Origin of the sequence: Microbacterium sp. NPDC090003, from assembly GCF_044748385.1 — a bacterium.
GTDB lineage: Bacteria > Actinomycetota > Actinomycetes > Actinomycetales > Microbacteriaceae > Microbacterium.
In genome coordinates this window covers 1,121,007-1,139,448 of sequence record NZ_JBIVFW010000001.1, presented here as the reverse complement: position 1 = coordinate 1,139,448, position 18,442 = coordinate 1,121,007, and the positions used below count along the sequence as shown (strand labels likewise).

Here is an 18,442-nt window from a genome sequence, read left to right as displayed (position 1 = left end):
CGGTACTGGTGCCTACGAGTTCACGCGGATGATCTCCTGCTGGTACGGCGCGATCACGTCACCCGAGATGCGCAGATCGAGCAGCAGAAAGCGCCGGGTCGCGGGGTCTTCGTCTGCCCACGATCCCAGGCGATCGAGATCTGCGAGTGTGCGCACGACGACGCCTTCGGCGCCGACCGCCGCGGCGAAGGCGGCGAAGTCGACCTCGGGAATGCGCATCGGCGCCTCGGCGAGACCCTTCAGCCCGTAGAGGTTGACCTCGGCACCGTAGGCGGCGTCGTTCCAGATCACGGCCACCCCGCGACCGGCGGCCGCGCGCACCGCGGACTCGAGGTCGGCGATCGCCATGAGTCCTCCGCCGTCTCCTGACGTGAGGACGACGGTCGCCTCGCGCCGGGCGAGAGCGGCGCCGACGACGCTCGGCCATCCCTGACCGATCGACTGGAAGGCCGTGCCGATCATCATCATGCGATCGGGCGCGGCGACCGGCCAGTACATGTTCGCCCAGCCGATGAAGTGCCCGCCGTCCGATACCACCACGCGGTCCTCGGGCAGCAGCGCGGCGATGCGCCGGGCCGCGGAGCGAGGGTCGAGGCGCCCGTCGGGGGCGAGATCATCGCCGTGGTCGTACGCCCGTGCGGCGGTGACATCGACGCTCTCGCGCCAGGGCCGGCGCACAACATCGGAGATCGGATGCGACACTCTGGTGATCGCGGCCTCGGATGCGGCGAGTCGGCCCGGAACTCCGAAGTTGTGCGGGGCGGCGAGAGCGGCCGCCGGGGGAGTGGCGGGAGAGGAGGGGGCGGCGAGGCGCGCGACGAGCGCCTCCGCCGCGAGACGCGCATCGGCCCGGACGAAGCCGCCGACGTGGGCGTGCGTGGCCGCGGGGGCGATATCGATCTGGAAGACCTTCGTGCCGGGCGCGAACAGCGCGCCGAAACGCATCGTGAACTGGTTCAGCCCCGCGCCGAACACGACGGCGACATCGGCCTCGCGGATCAGCTCCATCGCTCCCTCGGCCCCGAATCCGCCCGTGACGCCGAGATCGAAGCGCGCGTCCGGGAAGACCCCACGGCCGAGGGCGGTGGATGCGGTGAGCGCGCCGGTCGTTGCGGCGAGCTCGCCCAGTGCCGTGCTCGCTCCCGACAACCAGGCACCGCGGCCGGCGAGCAGGAACGGCCGCTCGGCTGCGGCCAGAGCGGCGGCGATCTCGTCGAGCATCCCCTCGGCGAACTCCCCGCTCGGTGCGAGCGGTGCCGGCACCCGCGGCTCCGGGGCCGGCGGCACGGGGCCGGCCTCGAGCGACGCCACGTCATAGGGGATCGCCAGCACGACGGGCACGCGGTAGGTGAGGGCGTGCTCGATCGCGATGACGGTCGTCGCCGCCGCGTCGGCGCGGCCCACGGTATAGGTGCGCGCACCCACCGCCGAGGCGAGGGCGATCTGGTCGACGTCCCACGGACGCGGTCCGGAGGTCGGCTCGTCGCCGACCACGAGCACGAGTGGGACGTGCGCCTGCACCGCCTCCGCCAGGGCCGTGAGCGTGTTCGTGAATCCGGCACCGTAGGTCGACGTGCCCGCGGCGATCCGGCCCGAGGCGCGGAAGTGCGCGTCGGCGGCGACCACGGCGCCCTGTTCGTGGCGCACGGCGGTGAAGACGGCATCCGTCTGAGTCTCGATCGCGTCGAGGAAGTAGGCGTTGCCGTTGCCCATCACCCCGAACACGGCGTCGATGTGCTGGGCGAGGGTGAGTGCGACGTGCGCGGAGACGGAGGGCATGGCGAAGCCTTTCGAGACAGGGACGGAGAACGAGGTTCCGTATGTGTCTCGCACCCGCGTCGGCGAGGAGTGCTTCGTGCCTCTTTTTCAGGCACCGGTCGCAGTGCGGCCGGACGTGGTCAGTCTATCGCCGTGATGGAGGACAATGGATCGGGTGACTGATGCATCGAACGAGCGCGAGACGCTCACCTGGGACGGCTTCGGCGCCGCGACCCGCGACCTTGCCCGTGACATCCTCGCCAGCGGCTTCGAACCCGAGGTCGTCGTCGCGATCGCTCGTGGAGGGCTCCTGCCCGCCGGCGCCATCGCCTACGGTCTCGGCGCGAAGAACTGCGGCGCGATCAACGTCGAGTTCTACACCGGCATCGGCACGGTGCTCGACGCGCCCGAGGTGCTCCCGCCGGAGCTCGACATGGCGTACCTCGACGGACGCCGCGTGCTGCTCGTCGACGACGTCGCCGACTCGGGTCGCACCCTCGCTCTCGCGGTGCAGCTGCTCGAGGACAAGGGCGCCGACGTGCGCTCGGTCACGATCTACACCAAGCCGTCGACCATCATCCAGCCCGACTACGCCTGGAAGGACACGGACCTCTGGATCAACTTCCCGTGGTCGTTCCAGGGAACCGTGCGCGAAGAGGACCTCGGGCTCGCGCCTTCGGCCTGAGCGGATGCCGCAGCCGACGCTCTCCGCACGTCACTCCCGCAGCAGCGCGCGGAGCGTCTGGATCGTGTCGGCATCGCGCGCCGCCTTGTCGGGGCGGTAGCCCTTGACCCGCGCGAAGCGCAGCGCGATGCCCCCGGGATAGCGAGGGGATCGCTGCACGCCGTCGATCGCGATCTCGACGACCAGTTCGGGCCGCAGGAACACGGTGCCCTGCGTGCGTCGGGTCTCGAGCGTCGGGAACGTGGCGGTCTGCCAGCGCAGCAGCTCGTCGGTGAGTCCTTTGAAGGTCTTGCCCACCATGACGAGACCGCCGGGTTCGCCGAACTCCCCGTCGGGATCGAGCGCCCCGAGGTGCAGGTTCGAGAGCAGGCCCTGGCGGCGCCCCGAACCCCACTCGGCCGCGAGCACCACGAGGTCGTAGGTGAGCACGGGCTTGACCTTGACCCACGACTTGCCGCGGCGACCCGCGGCGTACGGCGAATCGATGGCTTTGGCGACGATGCCCTCGTGGCCGGCGGCGAGGGCATCGCGCGAGACCCGTTCAGCGGCGTCGGCATCGGCCGTCACCGTTCCCGGGATGCGCCACGGGCCGGCGACCCGATCGAGCTCTGCGAGCCGCACGCCCAACGGCTCGTCGATGAGGTCGCGGCCGTCGATGTGCAGCAGGTCGAAGAACCACGGGCGCAGGGCGAGCTCGCGCGCCGCGTCGGCCCCGAACCGCGACATCGTCTCCTGGAACGGACGCGGCCCGCCGTCTTCGTCGAGCGCCAGCGTCTCGCCGTCGAGGATGAGGTCGTGCGCGGGCAGGGCGCGCACGATCTCGACGAGCTCGGGCACGCGGTGGGTGATGTCGGCGAGGCTGCGGGTGTACACCGACACCTCCTCGCCGTGGCGGTGCACCTGGATGCGGGCGCCGTCGAGCTTGTACTCGACCGACGCCTCACCGGTGATGCCGAGGGCATCGCTCGGGGTCGCGGCGGTGGCGGCGAGCATCGGGAGCACGGGACGACCGACGCGGAGCCCGACCTCGTCGAGCGATTCGGCGCTTCCGGTGAGTGCGATCAGCGCCGTTTCGCCGAGGTCGCCCGACAGCATGGCGGCCCGGCGCACGGCGGGCACCGGGCGGTCGGATGCGCGGGCGATCGCGTCGAGCAGCACGCCGCCGAGCGCGCCGGTGCGCAGCTCGCCGAGCATGGCGCGGGTGAGGAAATCCCACTCCGGTGCGGTGGCCCGCGCGGCCAGCGCCTGCAGGGTGCTGCTCCGTACGCTCGCGGAGCCGGTTCCGGATGCCGCCGCGAGGCGCTCGAACGCCTGATCGACGTCGGTGATCGCGAGCGTCGAGGCATCGGCGTGGGAGACCTCGAGGGCGGCCATCCCTCGCCATCCGACGCCCAGGCGGCCCTGCCGCGGCGTCGCGAGGAGGAGCCCGGTCAGCGGCGCGATCTCATCGGCATCGGCCTGGGCCAGCAACCGGGCGAGCGCGTCGATCTTCGCCAGGCGCGAGGACGTGGCGGCGACCTCTTCGGTCGTGGAGACCAGCTGCGAGAGCATCATCTCCGAAGTGTGACACCGGGCGCCGACATCCGGGCAGAGCGTTGACAACCCGGTGCTCGACGGCTCATGTGCTCGCCGCCTCACCGACCCCGGAAGCGCGGTTTCCGCTTCTGTTGGAACGCCGCGAAGCCCTCGCGATAGTCGTCGGTGCCACCGAGCGCCGCCTGCGCCGCGTTCTCGAGCTCGACCGACTCCCAGAGCGCCAGCCGCTCGTCGCGGATCCGCGCCACGAGTCGCTTGCTGGCGACGAAGGCCGCCGTCGGCCCGAGGGCGGCCGTCGCCGCGGCATCCGTCGTCGCCCGATGCACCTCTCCGTCTGGCAGCACCCGGGAGAAGAGCCCCGCGGTCACGGCTTCGGTGCCGGTCATCAGGCGTCCCGTGTAGATGAGGTCGAGCGTGCGGTGCGCGCCGAGGCGATCGAGGAAGAGGGCGTGCCCGCCCGAGTCGAGGGTCGCGCCGAGAGCGGCGAACGGCGAGCCGATCTTCGCCGACTCCGCGACGTACACGACATCGGTGGCGATCAGCAGCCCGAGGCCGACGCCGAGACAGGCGCCGTGGGCTGCGGCGAAGGTGGGTGCGGGAAAGCGCGACATCCGCTGCAGGAGCGGGGTGACGAGCCCGCCGAGGTACCCGACGACGTCGTCGTCGCGCGGATCCACGTCCGAGATGTCTCGTCCCGCGCAGAACGCACGCCCCTCTCCGCTCAGCACGAGGGCGCGCACTCCGGCCGTCTCGGCCTCGGCGTAGGCGGCATCGAGGCCGCGGAGCGCCTGCTCGTCGAGCGCGTTGAGCTTCGCCGGTGCGTTCAGAGTGACGGTCGCGATCTCGTCGGCGATCGTGAGGTCGATCATCGGTGCGTTCTCCCTCACACGTCGTAGTCGACGACGACGCGGTCGCTGGTCGGATGGGACTGGCAGGTGAGCACGAATCCGCGCTCGATCTCGTCGGGCTCGAGCGCGTAGTTCTCGGTCATCGTGACGCTGCCCTCGACGACCCGGGCACGACAGGTGCCGCACACCCCGCCGGCGCACGCGAAGGGGGCGTCGGGGCGCACGCGCAGCGCCGCGTTCAGCACGGACTCGTGCGCATCCACGGGGCTCTCGACCGTCGATGAGACGCCGTCGAGCGTCACCTCGATCGTCGTCGTGCGCTCACCGGCCCGCACCCGCACCGGTCGTGCGGCACGGGAGGGTTCGTCGCCGGTCGTGAACAGCTCGAAGCGGATGTGGTCGCGGTCCACGCCGACATCGGCCAGGACCTCGCGGCAGAGGTCGACCAGGGCGAGCGGACCGCACAGGAACCACTCGTCGACGTCGTCGGGCGGGAGGAGAGTCGCGAGGATCGTGCGCAGCTTCGGCTCGTCGATGCGGCCCGACAGCACGGGTGCGGTGCGCTGCTCGCGAGAGAGCACGTGGTGAAGGGTGAGGCGCGTGGGGTAGCGGTCCTTCAGGTCGGCGAGGTCCTCGAGGAACATCACGTCGAGGGTCGACCGGTTCGTGTACAGCAGAGTGAACCGAGCGGTGTCCGACCGCGACAGCACCGTGTGCGCCAGGGCCATCAGAGGGGTGATGCCGGAGCCGGCGGCGATGCCCGCCACGTGCCGGTGATCGAGGTCGGGCAGGGCCGAGGTGAAGGTGCCCTGCGGGCTCATCACGTCGATCTCGAACCCCGGTTGCAGGCCGGTCTGCGCCCAGGTCGAGAACCGCCCGCCCTCGTCGCGCTTGACCGCCACGCTCAGCCGGGTGTCGGCGCCGTCGGCGCGATGCTCGGGCGCGCGGCACAGGGAATACGATCGCCGCACCTCGACCCCGTCGAGCACCGTGCGCAGCGCGACGTACTGACCGGGCAGATGGTCGTACTCGTCGGCGAGCGCGGCCGGCACTGCGAAGGTCACCTCCACCGCGTCGTCGGTGAGCGGGCGCACGGCCTCGACGACGAGCGTATGGAAGCGAGCCCGCGTCCGCACCGTCGACACCTCGCGACGCGAGGGCGGAGGAGCGGATGCCGGGGACGGCGCGAACAGCGACATCAGTGCACCTTGAAGTGGTCGAAGGGCTCGAGGCAGGCGCGGCACTCGAATAGCGCCTTGCACGAGGTGGAGCCGAACCGCGACACCTCGCGAGTGTCGAGCGATCCGCATCGCGGGCAGCGCACGCTCAGCGTGAGAGGGATGGGGCCCCCGCGCACCGCCGCTCGACCGGTCGGAGGGGCGATGCCGTAGCGCTCGAGTTTGCGCTTGCCGGCATCCGACATCCAGTTCGTCGTCCAGGCCGGGGCGAGCACGAGCCGCACCTCGACCTCGCCGAAGCCCGCCGCGGTGAGCGCCAGGATCACGTCGTCGCGGATCGTGTCCATCGCAGGGCATCCGCTGTAGGTGGGCGTGATGTCGACGCGTACGCGCGCGCCGTCGGACTCGACCGCGCGCAGCACGCCCAGGTCCTCGATGGTCAGCACCGGAACCTCGGGGTCGGCGACGGCGGCGGCGATCCGCCAGGCATCCGTCGTCGTCATCGCCGTCACCATGTCGCCCCCGGATGCCGTCGGGCGAGCACCTGCATCTCGGCGAGGACGTGCCCCAGAGGCGTGGCATGGGACCCGTGCCGCCCGCCCGCCGACGACGCCGCGACCCCGGGAGCCACGAGGTCGGCCCGGGCGAAGACCGTGTCGATCACGGCGTTGAAGCCCGCGCGCAGCGATGACGGCCGCGCGGCCGCCTCGCCGAGCCGGTCGATCAGCGGGTCGTCGCGGAACAGCTCGTCGACGAAGGGCCAGACGTCACCCAGGGCGCGGATCATCCGCGTGCGCGACTCGTCGGTGCCGCCGGCGAGCCGGAGCGTCCACTGCACGGCGTGGTCGCGGTGGTAGTCCACCTCTTTGAGCGCCTTCTCGGCGACGGCCGCGAGGGTCTCGTCGCCGCTGGATCGCAGCGCCGCGTAGAGCTCGACCATGTACGTCGAGACGACGAGCTGCCGCGCGATGGTCTGCGCGAAGTCGCCGTTGGGCTGCTCCACGATCCAGGCGCTGCGGAACTCCGGCTCGTCGCGGAAGAACGCCAGATCGTCTTCGCTGCGTCCGTCGAACGAGCCGGCGTAGCGCAGCAGCGAGCGAGCGTGGCCGAGCAGGTCGAGGGCGATGTTGCCGAGCGCGACGTCCTCCTCGAGTTCCGGTGCGCGCGAGATCCAGGCGCCCAGCTGCTGCGACAGGATCAGCGCGTCGTCGCCGAGCCGCAGCGCGTACTCGGCGATGTCGGCGGATGCCGCGCGCTCGCCGGAACCTGCGAGCTCCTGCGCGAGGTGCAGCTCTTCGACGGTGACGTCGCCGTGCCCGTTCGCGACGTTCACAGGTGCGGCACCCCTTCGGAGGCCGTGTAGTACACGGCGTGCCGGTAGTTCTTGCCCGCGGCGCTCTCGAAGTACGCGCCCTTCGCATCGGGGTCGCTCGTGGTGATGGCCTCGGCGGGCACCGCCCAGATCGAGACCCCCTCGCCGCGTCGCGTATAGAGGTCGCGGGCGTTTCGGATCGCCATCTCGGCATCCGGTGCGTGCAGAGAGCCCACGTGCACGTGGCTGAGTCCGCGGTTCGCGCGCACGAAGACCTCCCAGAGGGGCCAGGGCTCGCGCGGGTCGGTGCCGGGGCTCGCCATCAGGCCGCGTCCTTCTCGATCGCTGCGACTGCGGCCTGCTTGCGGGCGTACTCCGCCGCGGCTGCGCGCACCCACGCCCCGTCCTCGTGGGCGGTGCGCCGCCGCTCGAGCCGTTCGGTGTTGCACGGGCCGTTACCGCGGAGCACCTGGAAGAACTCGTCCCAGTCGATCTCGCCCATCTCGTAACGCCCGGTGCTCTCGTCGTAGCGCAGCTCGGGGTCGGGGAGGGTGACGCCGAGGATCTCGGCCTGCGGCACGAGCATCCCCACGAAGCGCTGGCGCAGTTCGTCGTTCGAGAAGCGTTTGATCTTCCAGGCCATCGACTGCGCGGAGTGAGGGGACTGATCGTCCGGCGGACCGAACATCGCCAGGCTCGGCCAGTACCAGCGGTCGACGGCATCCTGCGCCATGCGTCTCTGCTCCTCGGTGCCCCGCATGAGGGTGAGCAGGATCTCGAAGCCCTGTCGCTGGTGGAAAGACTCCTCCTTGCAGACCCGCACCATCGCGCGACCGTAGGGGCCGTAGGAGGCACGGCAGAGCGGAACCTGATTGCAGATCGCGGCGCCGTCGACGAGCCATCCGATCGCGCCCATGTCGGCCCACGTCGGCGTGGGGTAGTTGAAGATCGAGGAGTACTTCGCCCGCCCGTCGATGAGCTGCTGCATCATCTCGTCGCGCGTGATGCCGAGGGTCTGCGCCGCGGAGTAGAGGTAGAGGCCGTGACCGGCTTCATCCTGCACCTTCGCCATCAGGATGGCTTTGCGCTTGAGGCTGGGCGCCCGCGTGATCCAGTTCCCCTCCGGCTGCATGCCGATGATCTCGGAGTGCGCGTGCTGCGAGATCTGACGGATGAGCGTCTTGCGGTAGGCCTCGGGCATCCAGTCGCGCGGTTCGATCCGCTGCTCGTTCGCGATGAGCTCGTCGAAGAGGCGTTCCTCGTCGGAGACGTCCGCGGTGATCGAGAGGTCTGCGGGGGCGTTCATCGTGACTCCTCCCGGCCAGCGTCTTTACTGACCGATCGTTAGGTAATTCTGTCACGACGGGAGGGGATCCTCAAGACCGCGCTGCCCGGATCCTCGACTCACTGCGAGCGCGAGACGAGCTCGAGCAGCGCTCGGCCGTACGCCTCGGCGGGATCGGGGTGCTCGAACGAGAGTTCTTCCCCCGAGATCCGCACCCGCACACGGAAGGTGTCGTCGAGCCGCTCCAGGGAGCGGAAGGTTCCCCGCAGCAGCTCGCGCAGCTGATCCTCGCGCGGGAGCCAGACGGCATCCGCGAGGGTCACCGCGTCGAGCGCCCATTCGGTCGTGCCGTTGAAGGCGAGGTGGGTACCGCTCGGCGTCTGCCGCGCCTCGATCGTCATCCCGCTGACCGTGAACACGTCGGCCTCGGACTCGAGCTCCACCTCGTTCGGCAGATCGAGCTGGAAGCGGTCGCCCTCGATCGGATGCCACACGAGGCCGGCGGCACGGAGGGCGACGGCCAGGTCTCGGGTGATCACGTCTCCACGCTAGACGACCGGTCGCGCGGCGGGGCCGGTGCGCCGCCGTCGGGATCGCGGTGTCGGAGGGATGGGGCAGAGTGAGGGGATGACCTCCGAACCCTCCGTCGGCACCCGCGCGGCAGCACTCGCCGCACTCCGCGAGCTGGTCGGACGCGCCGATGCCGACTTCCACGACGGGCAGTACGAGGCCATCGAGGCGCTCGTCGACGGCCGCCGCCGGGCGCTCGTCGTGCAGCGCACGGGGTGGGGGAAGTCCGCGGTCTACTTCGTCGCCACCCGGCTGCTGCGCGGACAGGGTGCGGGGCCGACCGTCCTGGTCTCGCCGCTGCTGGCCCTGATGCGCGACCAGATCGCCGCCGCCTCCCGCGCCGGGGTGCGGGCGGTCGCCATCGACTCGACGAACGCCCACGAGTGGGCCGATGTCCTCGCTCGGCTCGACCGCGACGAGGTCGACGTGTTGCTCGTGTCGCCCGAGCGCCTCAACAATCCGGCCTTCCGTGAGGAACGGCTGCCGACGCTGGTGAGCCGCATGGGGATGCTGGTGGTCGACGAGGCGCACTGCATCAGCGACTGGGGGCACGACTTCCGCCCCGACTACCGCCGGCTGCGCGACCTCATCGCCGAGATGCCCGACGACGTTCCGGTTCTCGCGACGACGGCCACGGCGAACAGCCGCGTCATGGTCGACGTGGCCGAGCAGCTCGGCGCGAGCACGGCGGGCGGCGGTCCCGGCGCCGGTGTGCTCACGATCCGCGGACCCCTGGCCCGCACGTCGTTGCGGCTCGGCGTGCTGCGTCTGCGTGACTCCGCGAGCCGCCTGGCCTGGCTGCTCAGCCACCTCGACGATCTTCCCGGCTCGGGCATCATCTACACGCTCACCGTGGCGGCGGCTGTCGACACGGCCCGTCTGCTGCGCGACCACGGGCACGACGTGCGGGCGTACACGGGGCAGACCGACACCGACGAGCGCGCGGAATCCGAGGGGATGCTCCAGCGCAACGAGGTGAAGGCGCTCGTGGCGACGAGCGCGCTGGGCATGGGGTTCGACAAGCCCGATCTCGGCTTCGTGCTGCACCTCGGCGCGCCCTCGTCGCCCGTGGCGTACTACCAACAGGTGGGTCGTGCGGGCCGCGCCAGCGAGAGCGCCGACGTGCTGCTGCTCCCCGGTGTCGAGGACCGCGACATCTGGCACCACTTCGCGACCGCATCGATGCCCGACCGCGAGCGTGCGGAGCGTGTGATCGGCGCGCTCGGCGACGCGCCGATCTCGACACCGGCACTCGAGGCGATGGTCGACATCCGTCGGAACCCGCTGGAGCTGTTGCTGAAGGTGCTCGACGTCGACGGAGCGGTGCGGCGCGTGCAGGGCGGGTGGGTCGCGACGGGGGCACCCTGGAGCTACGACGCCGAGCGGTACGAGCGTATCGCGGGGGAGCGCGTCGCCGAGCAGCAGCACATGATCGCGTACGAGCAGACCGACGGATGCCGGATGGAGTTCCTGCAGCGCGCCCTCGATGACGAGACGGCGAAGCCGTGCGGGCGGTGCGACAACTGCGCGGGCGACTGGTTCCCGCGCGAGATCGGCGCCGCGGCCACCACGCAGGCCGCGGAGTCGCTCGACCGGGTCGGGGTGCCGATCGAACCGCGCCGCGCCTGGCCCACGGGCGCCGATCGGCTGGACGTCCCCGTCAAGGGTCGCATCGCCGCCGACGAGCAGGCGGGCGAGGGGCGAGCGCTGGCTCGACTGACCGACCTGGGGTGGGGCGGCACGTTGCGATCGCTGTTCGCCGCGGGGGCTCCGGATGCCGCGGTGACGCGACAGGTGCTCGACGGCTGTGTGCGCGTGCTCGCCGGGTGGGAGTGGTCGCAGCGACCCGTCGCGGTGGTCGCGCTTCCTTCGCGCTCGCACCCATTGCTCGTCGACAGCCTCGCTCGCGGTCTCGCCGAGATCGGCCGGCTCCCGTACCTGGGCGAACTCGGTCTCGTGGGCGGCGGTCCGAGCGGTCAGCCGGGCGGCAACAGCGTCTTCCGGCTCGGCGGTCTCTGGGATCGATTCAGCGCCGATCATCTCGAGATTCCCGACGGCCCCGTGCTGCTCGTCGACGATCTCGCCGACAGCAGGTGGACGCTCACGGTCGCCGCACGCATCCTTCGACGCGCCGGCGCCCGCGAGGTGCTGCCGTTCGTGCTCGCCCTGCGGGGGTGACCCGGGCGCGTCGACGCAGAGAGTCCGCGGCCCGGATCCGGGGTTCGATCTTGACAACACCAGCCGTCCCGAGGATGTTCGACAGTGACGGCGGTGTCGCCTGTTTCCAGGTCGCCTGCTTTCGCGACGTCGGCCATGCGGCCGGCATCGACACCCGACGGAAGAGATCGAAGGAGATCGGACGATGAAGAAGCTCATCAACGCCCCGGAGGACGTGCTCGTCGAATCGCTCAAGGGAGTCGCGCTCGCGCATCCCGAGCTGTCGGTCGACCTCGAGACGCACGTCATCACGCGGGCTGACCCGAAGGCGCAGGGCAAGGTCGCGATCGTCTCCGGCGGCGGGTCGGGGCACGAGCCCCTGCACGGCGGCTACGTCGGCGTCGGCATGCTCGACGCCGCGGTCGCGGGTGAGGTCTTCACCTCGCCGACGCCCGACCGCGTGCAGGCCGCGACGAAGGCCGTCGACCGAGGGGCGGGCGTCCTGCACATCGTCAAGAACTACACCGGCGATGTGCTCAACTTCGAGATGGCCGCAGAACTCGCCTCGATGGAGGGCATCGAGGTCGGCACCGTCGTGGTCGACGACGACGTCGCGGTGCAGGACTCCCTCTACACGGCCGGACGACGCGGCGTCGGCCTCACCGTGCTCCTCGAGAAGATCGTCGGCGCGGCCGCGGAGGAGGGGCAGGACCTCGCCGCCGTCGTCGCCCTCGCACAGCGCGTCAACGCGCAGGGGCGTTCCATGGGGATGGCCCTCACCAGTTGCACGGTGCCCGCCGCCGGCAAGCCGACCTTCGACCTTCCGGACGACCAGATGGAGATCGGCATCGGCATCCACGGCGAGCCCGGACGCCACCGCGAGCCCCTGGCGCCGGCATCCGACATCGCTCGTCAGCTCGTCGAGCCGATCCTCGCCGACCTCGACTTCGCGGGACCCGCGATCGTGATGGTCAACGGCATGGGCGCGACCCCGCAGATCGAGCTCTACCTGATGTACGCCGAGGTCGCGGCTCTCCTGGAGGCGGCGGGTGTGCAGATCGTGCGCAACCTCGTCGGCAACTACATCACCTCGCTCGACATGGCCGGGTGCTCGGTCACGGTGTTGAAGACCGACGACGAGTTGCTGCGGTTGTGGGACAGTCCGGTCGTGACCCCCGGACTGCGCTGGGGCGCCTGATGGCCGCGGACATCGTCTCGATCGCCACCCTGCAGGACTGGATCACGCGCTTCGGCGCGGCCGTCGCCGAGAAGCGCGAGTGGCTCACCGAACTCGACTCCGCGATCGGTGACGCCGACCACGGCGCCAACATGTCGCGAGGGATGAGCGCCGTGACCGAGAAGCTCGCAGCGAGTGCTCCGGCCGCCGCCGACGACCTCCTCAAGACGGTCGGAATGACACTCGTGAGCTCGGTCGGCGGCGCCAGCGGGCCGCTCTACGGCACCTTCTTCCTGCGGATGGGGATGACGACCGGGGCGGTTCAGGAACTCGACGCGACCGCCCTGGCCGCCGCGCTGCGCGCCGGACTCGAGGGCATCGTCGCGCGGGGCAAGCCAGAGGCCGGGGACAAGACGATGTTCGACGCCATGTCGCCGGCGGTCGACGCGCTCGATGCGGCCATCGTGGCGGGTGCCGACCTCGCCGAGGCGACCCAGGCCGCCGCGGTCGCCGCCGCCACGGGGCGCGACGCGACGCTGCCCCTGGTGGCACGCAAGGGTCGGGCCAGCTATCTCGGCGAACGCAGTGCCGGCCATCTCGATCCCGGTGCCGCATCGACCACCCTGCTCTTCGAGACGCTCGCCGCGGCGATCGCGGCGAGCTGATGATCGGCATCGTCGCCGTCTCCCACAGCGCACGACTCGGGGAGGCGGCGCTCGAGCTCGCCCTGCAGATGGTGCAGGGCGAGGGGGTGCGAGTGCGAGTCGCCGCCGGTGCGGGGACGGATGCCGCCGGCATGCCGATCCTCGGCACGGATGCCGTGGCCGTCGCCGGAGCGATCGACGAGCTCGCCGCCCAGTGCGACGGCGTTCTCGTGCTCATGGATCTCGGTTCGGCCGTGCTCAGTGCCGAGCTCGCGCTCGAACTGCGCCTGAGCGACGTGCCGGTCAGGCTCGCACCCGCACCGTTCGTCGAGGGCCTGCTCGCCGCCGTGGTCTCGGCCGCGGCCGGAGGAGATCTCGACACGGTCGCCGCCGAGGCGTCCGCGGCGCTCGGTGCCAAGACGGGGCAGCTCGGTGCGGGGGAGCCCGCCCCCGAACCCAGCGAGCCCTCCGCTCCGTCCTCACCCGTCGGCGACGCGCAGACCCGTCGCGTGCACGTGCGCAACCCGCAGGGCCTCCACGCCCGCCCGGCCGCACTGATCGCCGAGGCATCCGGCGGCGTCGACGTGCGGCTGAGACGGCTGCCCGATGGCCCGGAGGCGGCGGCGGCCAGTCTCTCGCGATTGCTGATCCTCGGCGCACGGCAGGGCGACGAGATCGAGCTCTCGGCGCAGGGCGCGGACGCCGCCGCCGCTCTCGCCCGTATCGCGGCGCTCTTCGACGATGGCTTCGGGGAGGGGACGGATGGTCCGTCCGGCACGGCTGCGGACGCGCCGGCGGAACGGATCGCGCCGCCGGAAGGGATCGCGCCGCCGGAGGGGGCCGCGCCGCCTCGTGATTCTGCTGCCCCTGTGACGGCGGGCGATGTGCTGCGCGGACGAGGCGTGAGCCCCGGGGTCGCCGCGGCATCCGTCGTCCACCTCGCTCCCGCGCTGCCCGAACCCGATGCCGCTGTCGTGGTCGCCGAGAGCGAGCGCGCCGTCGAGATCTCGGCGATCGAGCGCGCGACCGTCGCCGTCGCCGAGCGCCTGCGCGCCCGCTCCGCGGCGTCGACGGGGCAGGCGCGGGAGATCCTCGATGCCGCACGCCTCATCGCGTCCGATCCCGAGTTGCTCGCCGGCGCCCGCGCCCTCGTACTCTCGCACGGGCGTACGGCCGCGCGCGCGGTGTGGGAAGCGGCGCGGGAGCACGAGACCGCGCTCGACGCGCTCGGGGGTCGGATGGCCGAACGCGTCGCCGATATCCGCGACGTGCGCGACCGCGTGATCGCGGAGATCCTCGGACTCGACATGCCGGGGATCCCCGAGCGCGAGGAGCCGTTCGTGCTGGTCGCCGTGGACCTCTCGCCCGCCGACACGGCGGCCCTCGGCGGCGGGCGCTGCGTAGCGCTCGTCACCGAGCAGGGCGGTCCGACCTCGCATACGGCGATCATCGCCCGCTCGCTCGGACTCCCGGCGATCGTCGGTGTGGCCGGTGCCACGGGCATCCGCGAGGGGGAGACGGTTCTCGTCGACGGAGATCGCGGCACCGTCGAGGTCGGTCCGGACCGGAAGCGTGTGGCGTCCGCGCACGCCGCTGCGGTCGTCGTCGAATTCGACGGGCGCGGCCATCTGGCGGACGGCCATCCGCTCGCCCTGCTCGCCAACATCGGAGGTGCGGCGGATGCGCTCGCCGCCGCGCAGGCGCGGGCCGAGGGCGTGGGACTGTTCCGGACAGAGTTCTGCTTCCTCGGGCGCGCGGATGCTCCCAGCGTCGACGAGCAGGTCATCGCGTACCGCGGGGTGCTCGCCGCTTTCCCCGGACGCAAGGTCGTCGTGCGCACTCTCGACGCGGGCAGCGACAAACCCCTGCCCTTCGCGAACGCCGACGACGAGGAGAACCCGGCGCTCGGCGTGCGGGGTCTGCGGATCGCGCGCCGCAACCCGCGTCTGCTCGACGATCAGTTGCGAGCGATCGCCCTCGCCACGGAGGCGGAGTCGGCTCTTGTGGAGGTCATGGCGCCCATGGTGGCGACCGTCGACGAGGCGGCGGAGTTCGCCGACCGGGCGCGCCGCGCGGGGATCGCTCGCGTCGGCATCATGATCGAGACCCCGTCGGCGGCTATGCTCGCCATCGAGCTCTTCGAGGTCGTCGACTTCGTCAGCCTCGGCACCAACGACCTCGCCCAGTACACGCTCGCGGCCGACCGGCTCCTCAGCGAACTGGGCGACCTCACCGATCCGTGGCAGCCCGCGGTGCTGCGCCTGATCGGTGCGGTGGGTGCCGCCGGGCGCGCGGCGGGACGACCGGTCGGAGTGTGCGGGGAAGCCGCCGCCGACCCCGCGCTCGCACCCGTGCTCGCCGGGCTCGGCGTCACCTCGCTCTCGATGTCGCCGCGCGCTCTCGGGCGCGTCGGCGCGGCGCTCGCCGCCGTCGATCGGGACGCGTGCCGACGGGCGGCCGATGCGGCTGTCGCGGCGCCGACGGCCGCGTCGGCACGGGCCGGAGTGGATGCCGTCCTGACGGATTCGAGGGGCGCCTGACGCCGACGCCGTCCGTATATGCGTCCGCAGGCATGGGATTCATATCGTTCTGATCTCGACCGCCTCCCCGCCGATGCGAGCCGTGCGTCGTCGCCGCTACGCTCGCGGGAGGGGAGGCGTCGGCAGGCGACGCAGCAGATCATCGGAGGGTCATATGCCGCAGGTGCGGTCGTCTACCACGCTCGTTCTCGGCCTCGTCATGGCCGGGGCAGTGCTCGGACTCTCGGCGTGCGCGCCCGAGACCGATTCGACACCGGCTCCGAGCCCGACGGCGGCTCCCGAGACGCCGGAGCCCGAAGCCTACGACGGGCCGCTCCACTTCGTCGGCGACGAGCTCGACTGGTTCCTGCCCTCAGAGGACGAGATCCGTGCGCTTCTGCCGGGCATCGCGGACATGTCCGAGCCGTCGAGTGCGTTGGAGCAGATCTCCGACGGGGGCGGGCCCGCGCCCGTGCCCGCGATCTGCAGCGCGCTGTCCGCAGAGATGTCGTTGGGCTCCGTCGGGGCGCGAACCCTCACCTGGACGCTCGAGGGGAGCGATAACGCCGTCGGACGCCTTCACGTCCTGCAGCTCGCCGACGAGGCGCAGGTCGCCGCCCGCATGGACCAGCTCAGAGCGGCGACGGAGCAGTGCGGCTCCTACGTGCTCGAGCGGGATTCCGGATTCGACGCGGAGATCGTCGGAGAGAGCGACGGCGCGCAGGCGATCGCCGGAACGCTGACCGAGGGGTTCATCGACGGCGAGTGGCGATATCACAAGGGCTACGCGTCGATGGGCAACGTGATCGTCGAGTTGTTCCAGACCGGTATCGACGGAACGGTGATCGACGCCGCGGCCGTGGCGGAGATGCTCCGCGAGCACAGCCTTTCCGCGCGCGACGCCCTCGTCGAGGAGCTGACGGTGAACCCGCCCGCTCCGGCGGAGACGCCGAGCGCGGTCGACCCGGGCGCGCCGTGGAGCACGTGGGAGATGAGTGTCGAGGCTGTCGGCCCGATCGTGCTCGGCAGCGATCTCGACGCGGCCCTGGCCGCCGTATCGGGTGCGCAGGTGCGCGAACCGGAATGGGAGGGGAGCCCGTGGTGGCTGACCGCCGCCGACGGATCTGCATCCGTCGGGATCTGGGCGGAGAAGAGCGGTGAGCGCGTCGAGAAGGTGACGGTCGGAGTCTCGAATATCTTCGGTGAGCCGGTGCACGAGGGAACCTCCCTCCCGGCCGCGGGCGGGGTGCGGGTGGGGGAGCCCGTGAGCGCGGCGATCGCGGCGTTCCCGGAAGGCACCTTCCTGACCGTCGTCGCCTCCGGTGAGTTCTTCTACGATGTTGCCACGCGGGACGGCGGATCCGTGAGTTTCCGCACCGATCGCGACCCCGCCGATCCGGCAGCGGTCGTGACGGGCATCGGCGTCGAGGACGCGACGTTGCGTGCGCCGCTGGTGTTCGGATGAGCGGGCGGGAGGTGCCGCCGGTGCGGCCGTTCTCGACGCTCGTGGTCGGTCTGGTCGCGGTCGGTTCTCTGTTCGGGCTCTCGGCATGCGCGCCCGAACCCGAGCCGACGCCGGAGCCGAGCGCGACCGCCGCGCCCGAGACACCCGAGCGCGCGGCCTACGACGGGCCGCTGGTCTTCGTCGGCGACCAACTCGAGTGGTTGCTGCTGTCGGCCGATGAGGTCGCGGGTATCGTTCCGGGATCCGCGGAGTTCGCCGAGCCCTCGGCTTCTCTGGTCCAGGTCTCCGATGGGTGGGGCGCCGAGATCACTCCCGAGATCTGCTCGGTGCTCCTGATGGAGGCGTCGCTGGGCTCCGTCGGCGCGCGCAGCATGACGTGGCAGGCCGAGAACGATCGCGAGGGGCGCCTGAGCGTGCTGCAGTTCCCGACACCCGCGCAGGCGGAGCGGCGGATGGACGACTACGTCGACGCAGCCGAGCAGTGCAGCGAGTTCACCTTCAACCAGGAGGCATCCTCGTTCGAGAACGCCCTGATCGACGAGGACGGGGTGCGTTCGGTCGCGGGCTCGATCGTCATCGCCAACTCCTCAGACGGCTGGCAGAACTACTACGGAATCGCCTCGGTGGGCAACGTGCTCGTCGAGTTCACCCACTCCTTCACCGGGGAGTCGGCGCTCGACCCGCAAGCCGCCGCCCGAGTGCTGCACGACCGCCTGCGGCAGGCGCGTGACCTGCTCGTCGGCGGTCTGACGGCGAACCCGCCGACCGCCCCGGCCGCGCCGCCTGTCGTCGATGCCTCCGCGGCGTGGGCGGACTGGCCGATCGACTTCGGCGGCGTGGGACCGCTCCGTCTGGGGGAGGACATCGATGCGGCCGTGGCGACGGTGCCCGGCGCCGGCGTCTCGGCCGAGGAATGGTCTCCGAACAACCGCACGCTCACCAGCGCCGACGGCTCCGCCAGCGTCCAGATCACCGCCCAGGAGAAGGGCACCGCCGTCGCGACGATCCTGGCTGGAAAGGTCGCGCTGTACGGTGAGCCGCCGGTCGACGGTGCGACGCTGCCGCGAGCCGGCGGTGTCGGGATCGGCGACCCGATCGAGAAGGCGATGACGGCCTTCCCCGAGGGCACGTCGGTGCGCGTGATCTCCGCGGCGCTTCACTTCTACGAGGTGTCGACGAGGGAAGGCAAAGTGCTCCTCTTCCACACCGACCGCGATATCGCGACGCCCGGCGCGACCATCATCGGGATCACCGCCGAAGACGGCACGCTGCGCCGCGAGCTGTACATCGGCGCGCATCTGGAGTAGC

16 protein-coding genes are annotated in these 18,442 nt (G+C 71.5%); 7 read left to right on the top strand and 9 right to left on the bottom strand.

What is annotated here, in order from left to right; all coding sequences use genetic code 11:
* Positions 1-12 precede the first annotated feature (12 nt).
* Positions 13-1,779: a thiamine pyrophosphate-binding protein gene (locus ACIPVN_RS05575; protein ID WP_400440555.1), complete on the bottom strand. Its 1,767-nt coding sequence runs from the start codon at positions 1,777-1,779 to the stop codon at positions 13-15.
* Positions 1,780-1,924: 145 nt separating this feature from the next.
* Between ACIPVN_RS05575 and ACIPVN_RS05570 the strand changes: the two genes are divergently transcribed.
* Complete coding sequence (locus tag ACIPVN_RS05570) at positions 1,925-2,443, top strand: phosphoribosyltransferase (RefSeq protein ID WP_400440552.1); 519 nt, start codon at positions 1,925-1,927, stop codon at positions 2,441-2,443.
* Positions 2,444-2,473: 30 nt separating this feature from the next.
* Here ACIPVN_RS05570 and ACIPVN_RS05565 read toward each other — a convergent pair whose 3' ends face one another.
* The 8 genes from ACIPVN_RS05565 to ACIPVN_RS05530 all read right to left on the bottom strand — a co-directional run bounded on the left by ACIPVN_RS05565 (position 2,474) and on the right by ACIPVN_RS05530 (position 9,141).
* On the bottom strand, positions 2,474-3,997 hold the full coding sequence (locus ACIPVN_RS05565) for an ATP-dependent DNA ligase (protein ID WP_400440549.1): 1,524 nt from the start codon (positions 3,995-3,997) through the stop codon (positions 2,474-2,476).
* An 80-nt stretch (positions 3,998-4,077) separates the two neighbouring features.
* The gene (locus ACIPVN_RS05560) at positions 4,078-4,848 is read right to left on the bottom strand and encodes an enoyl-CoA hydratase/isomerase family protein (RefSeq protein ID WP_400440546.1); all 771 of its coding nucleotides are present in this window, start codon (positions 4,846-4,848) and stop codon (positions 4,078-4,080) included.
* A 14-nt stretch (positions 4,849-4,862) separates the two neighbouring features.
* Positions 4,863-6,026: a 1,2-phenylacetyl-CoA epoxidase subunit PaaE gene (paaE, locus tag ACIPVN_RS05555; RefSeq protein ID WP_400440544.1), complete on the bottom strand. Its 1,164-nt coding sequence runs from the start codon at positions 6,024-6,026 to the stop codon at positions 4,863-4,865.
* Positions 6,026-6,508 (bottom strand): 1,2-phenylacetyl-CoA epoxidase subunit PaaD, encoded by a 483-nt coding sequence (gene paaD, locus ACIPVN_RS05550; RefSeq protein WP_400440541.1) that lies wholly within the window; start codon positions 6,506-6,508, stop codon positions 6,026-6,028. Before paaD ends, paaE begins: the two co-directional genes overlap by 1 nt.
* A gap of 5 nt (positions 6,509-6,513) precedes the next feature.
* Complete coding sequence (paaC, locus tag ACIPVN_RS05545) at positions 6,514-7,338, bottom strand: 1,2-phenylacetyl-CoA epoxidase subunit PaaC (RefSeq protein ID WP_400440538.1); 825 nt, start codon at positions 7,336-7,338, stop codon at positions 6,514-6,516.
* A complete protein-coding gene (paaB, locus tag ACIPVN_RS05540) occupies positions 7,335-7,640 on the bottom strand; it encodes a 1,2-phenylacetyl-CoA epoxidase subunit PaaB (protein ID WP_247623085.1) in 306 nt (101 codons plus the stop codon). The genes paaC and paaB overlap by 4 nt, the downstream gene beginning before the upstream one ends.
* Positions 7,640-8,623 carry a 1,2-phenylacetyl-CoA epoxidase subunit PaaA gene (paaA, locus tag ACIPVN_RS05535; RefSeq protein WP_400440534.1) on the bottom strand — a complete coding sequence of 328 codons (984 nt, stop codon included), beginning with the start codon at positions 8,621-8,623 and terminating at the stop codon, positions 7,640-7,642. The genes paaB and paaA overlap by 1 nt, the downstream gene beginning before the upstream one ends.
* Positions 8,624-8,721: 98 nt before the next feature.
* Complete coding sequence (locus tag ACIPVN_RS05530) at positions 8,722-9,141, bottom strand: pilus assembly protein CpaE (protein ID WP_400440531.1); 420 nt, start codon at positions 9,139-9,141, stop codon at positions 8,722-8,724.
* Positions 9,142-9,229: 88 nt separating this feature from the next.
* Here ACIPVN_RS05530 and ACIPVN_RS05525 point away from each other — a divergent pair, with 88 nt between their 5' ends.
* The 6 genes from ACIPVN_RS05525 to ACIPVN_RS05500 all read left to right on the top strand — a co-directional run bounded on the left by ACIPVN_RS05525 (position 9,230) and on the right by ACIPVN_RS05500 (position 18,441).
* Positions 9,230-11,350 (top strand): RecQ family ATP-dependent DNA helicase, encoded by a 2,121-nt coding sequence (locus tag ACIPVN_RS05525; RefSeq protein ID WP_400440528.1) that lies wholly within the window; start codon positions 9,230-9,232, stop codon positions 11,348-11,350.
* Between the two features lie 184 nt (positions 11,351-11,534).
* Positions 11,535-12,527, top strand: a complete 993-nt coding sequence (gene dhaK, locus ACIPVN_RS05520) for a dihydroxyacetone kinase subunit DhaK (RefSeq protein WP_400440526.1) — start codon at positions 11,535-11,537, stop codon at positions 12,525-12,527.
* Complete coding sequence (dhaL, locus tag ACIPVN_RS05515; protein ID WP_400440523.1) at positions 12,527-13,171, top strand: dihydroxyacetone kinase subunit DhaL; 645 nt, start codon at positions 12,527-12,529, stop codon at positions 13,169-13,171. The genes dhaK and dhaL overlap by 1 nt, the downstream gene beginning before the upstream one ends.
* Positions 13,171-15,690 carry a phosphoenolpyruvate--protein phosphotransferase gene (ptsP, locus tag ACIPVN_RS05510; RefSeq protein WP_400440520.1) on the top strand — a complete coding sequence of 840 codons (2,520 nt, stop codon included), beginning with the start codon at positions 13,171-13,173 and terminating at the stop codon, positions 15,688-15,690. The genes dhaL and ptsP overlap by 1 nt, the downstream gene beginning before the upstream one ends.
* A gap of 154 nt (positions 15,691-15,844) precedes the next feature.
* Entirely contained in the window at positions 15,845-17,134 is a 1,290-nt protein-coding gene (locus tag ACIPVN_RS05505) for a hypothetical protein (protein ID WP_400440517.1), read from the top strand.
* Entirely contained in the window at positions 17,131-18,441 is a 1,311-nt protein-coding gene (locus tag ACIPVN_RS05500; protein ID WP_400440514.1) for a sensor domain-containing protein, read from the top strand. Before ACIPVN_RS05505 ends, ACIPVN_RS05500 begins: the two co-directional genes overlap by 4 nt.
* Position 18,442: the final 1 nt, after the last annotated feature.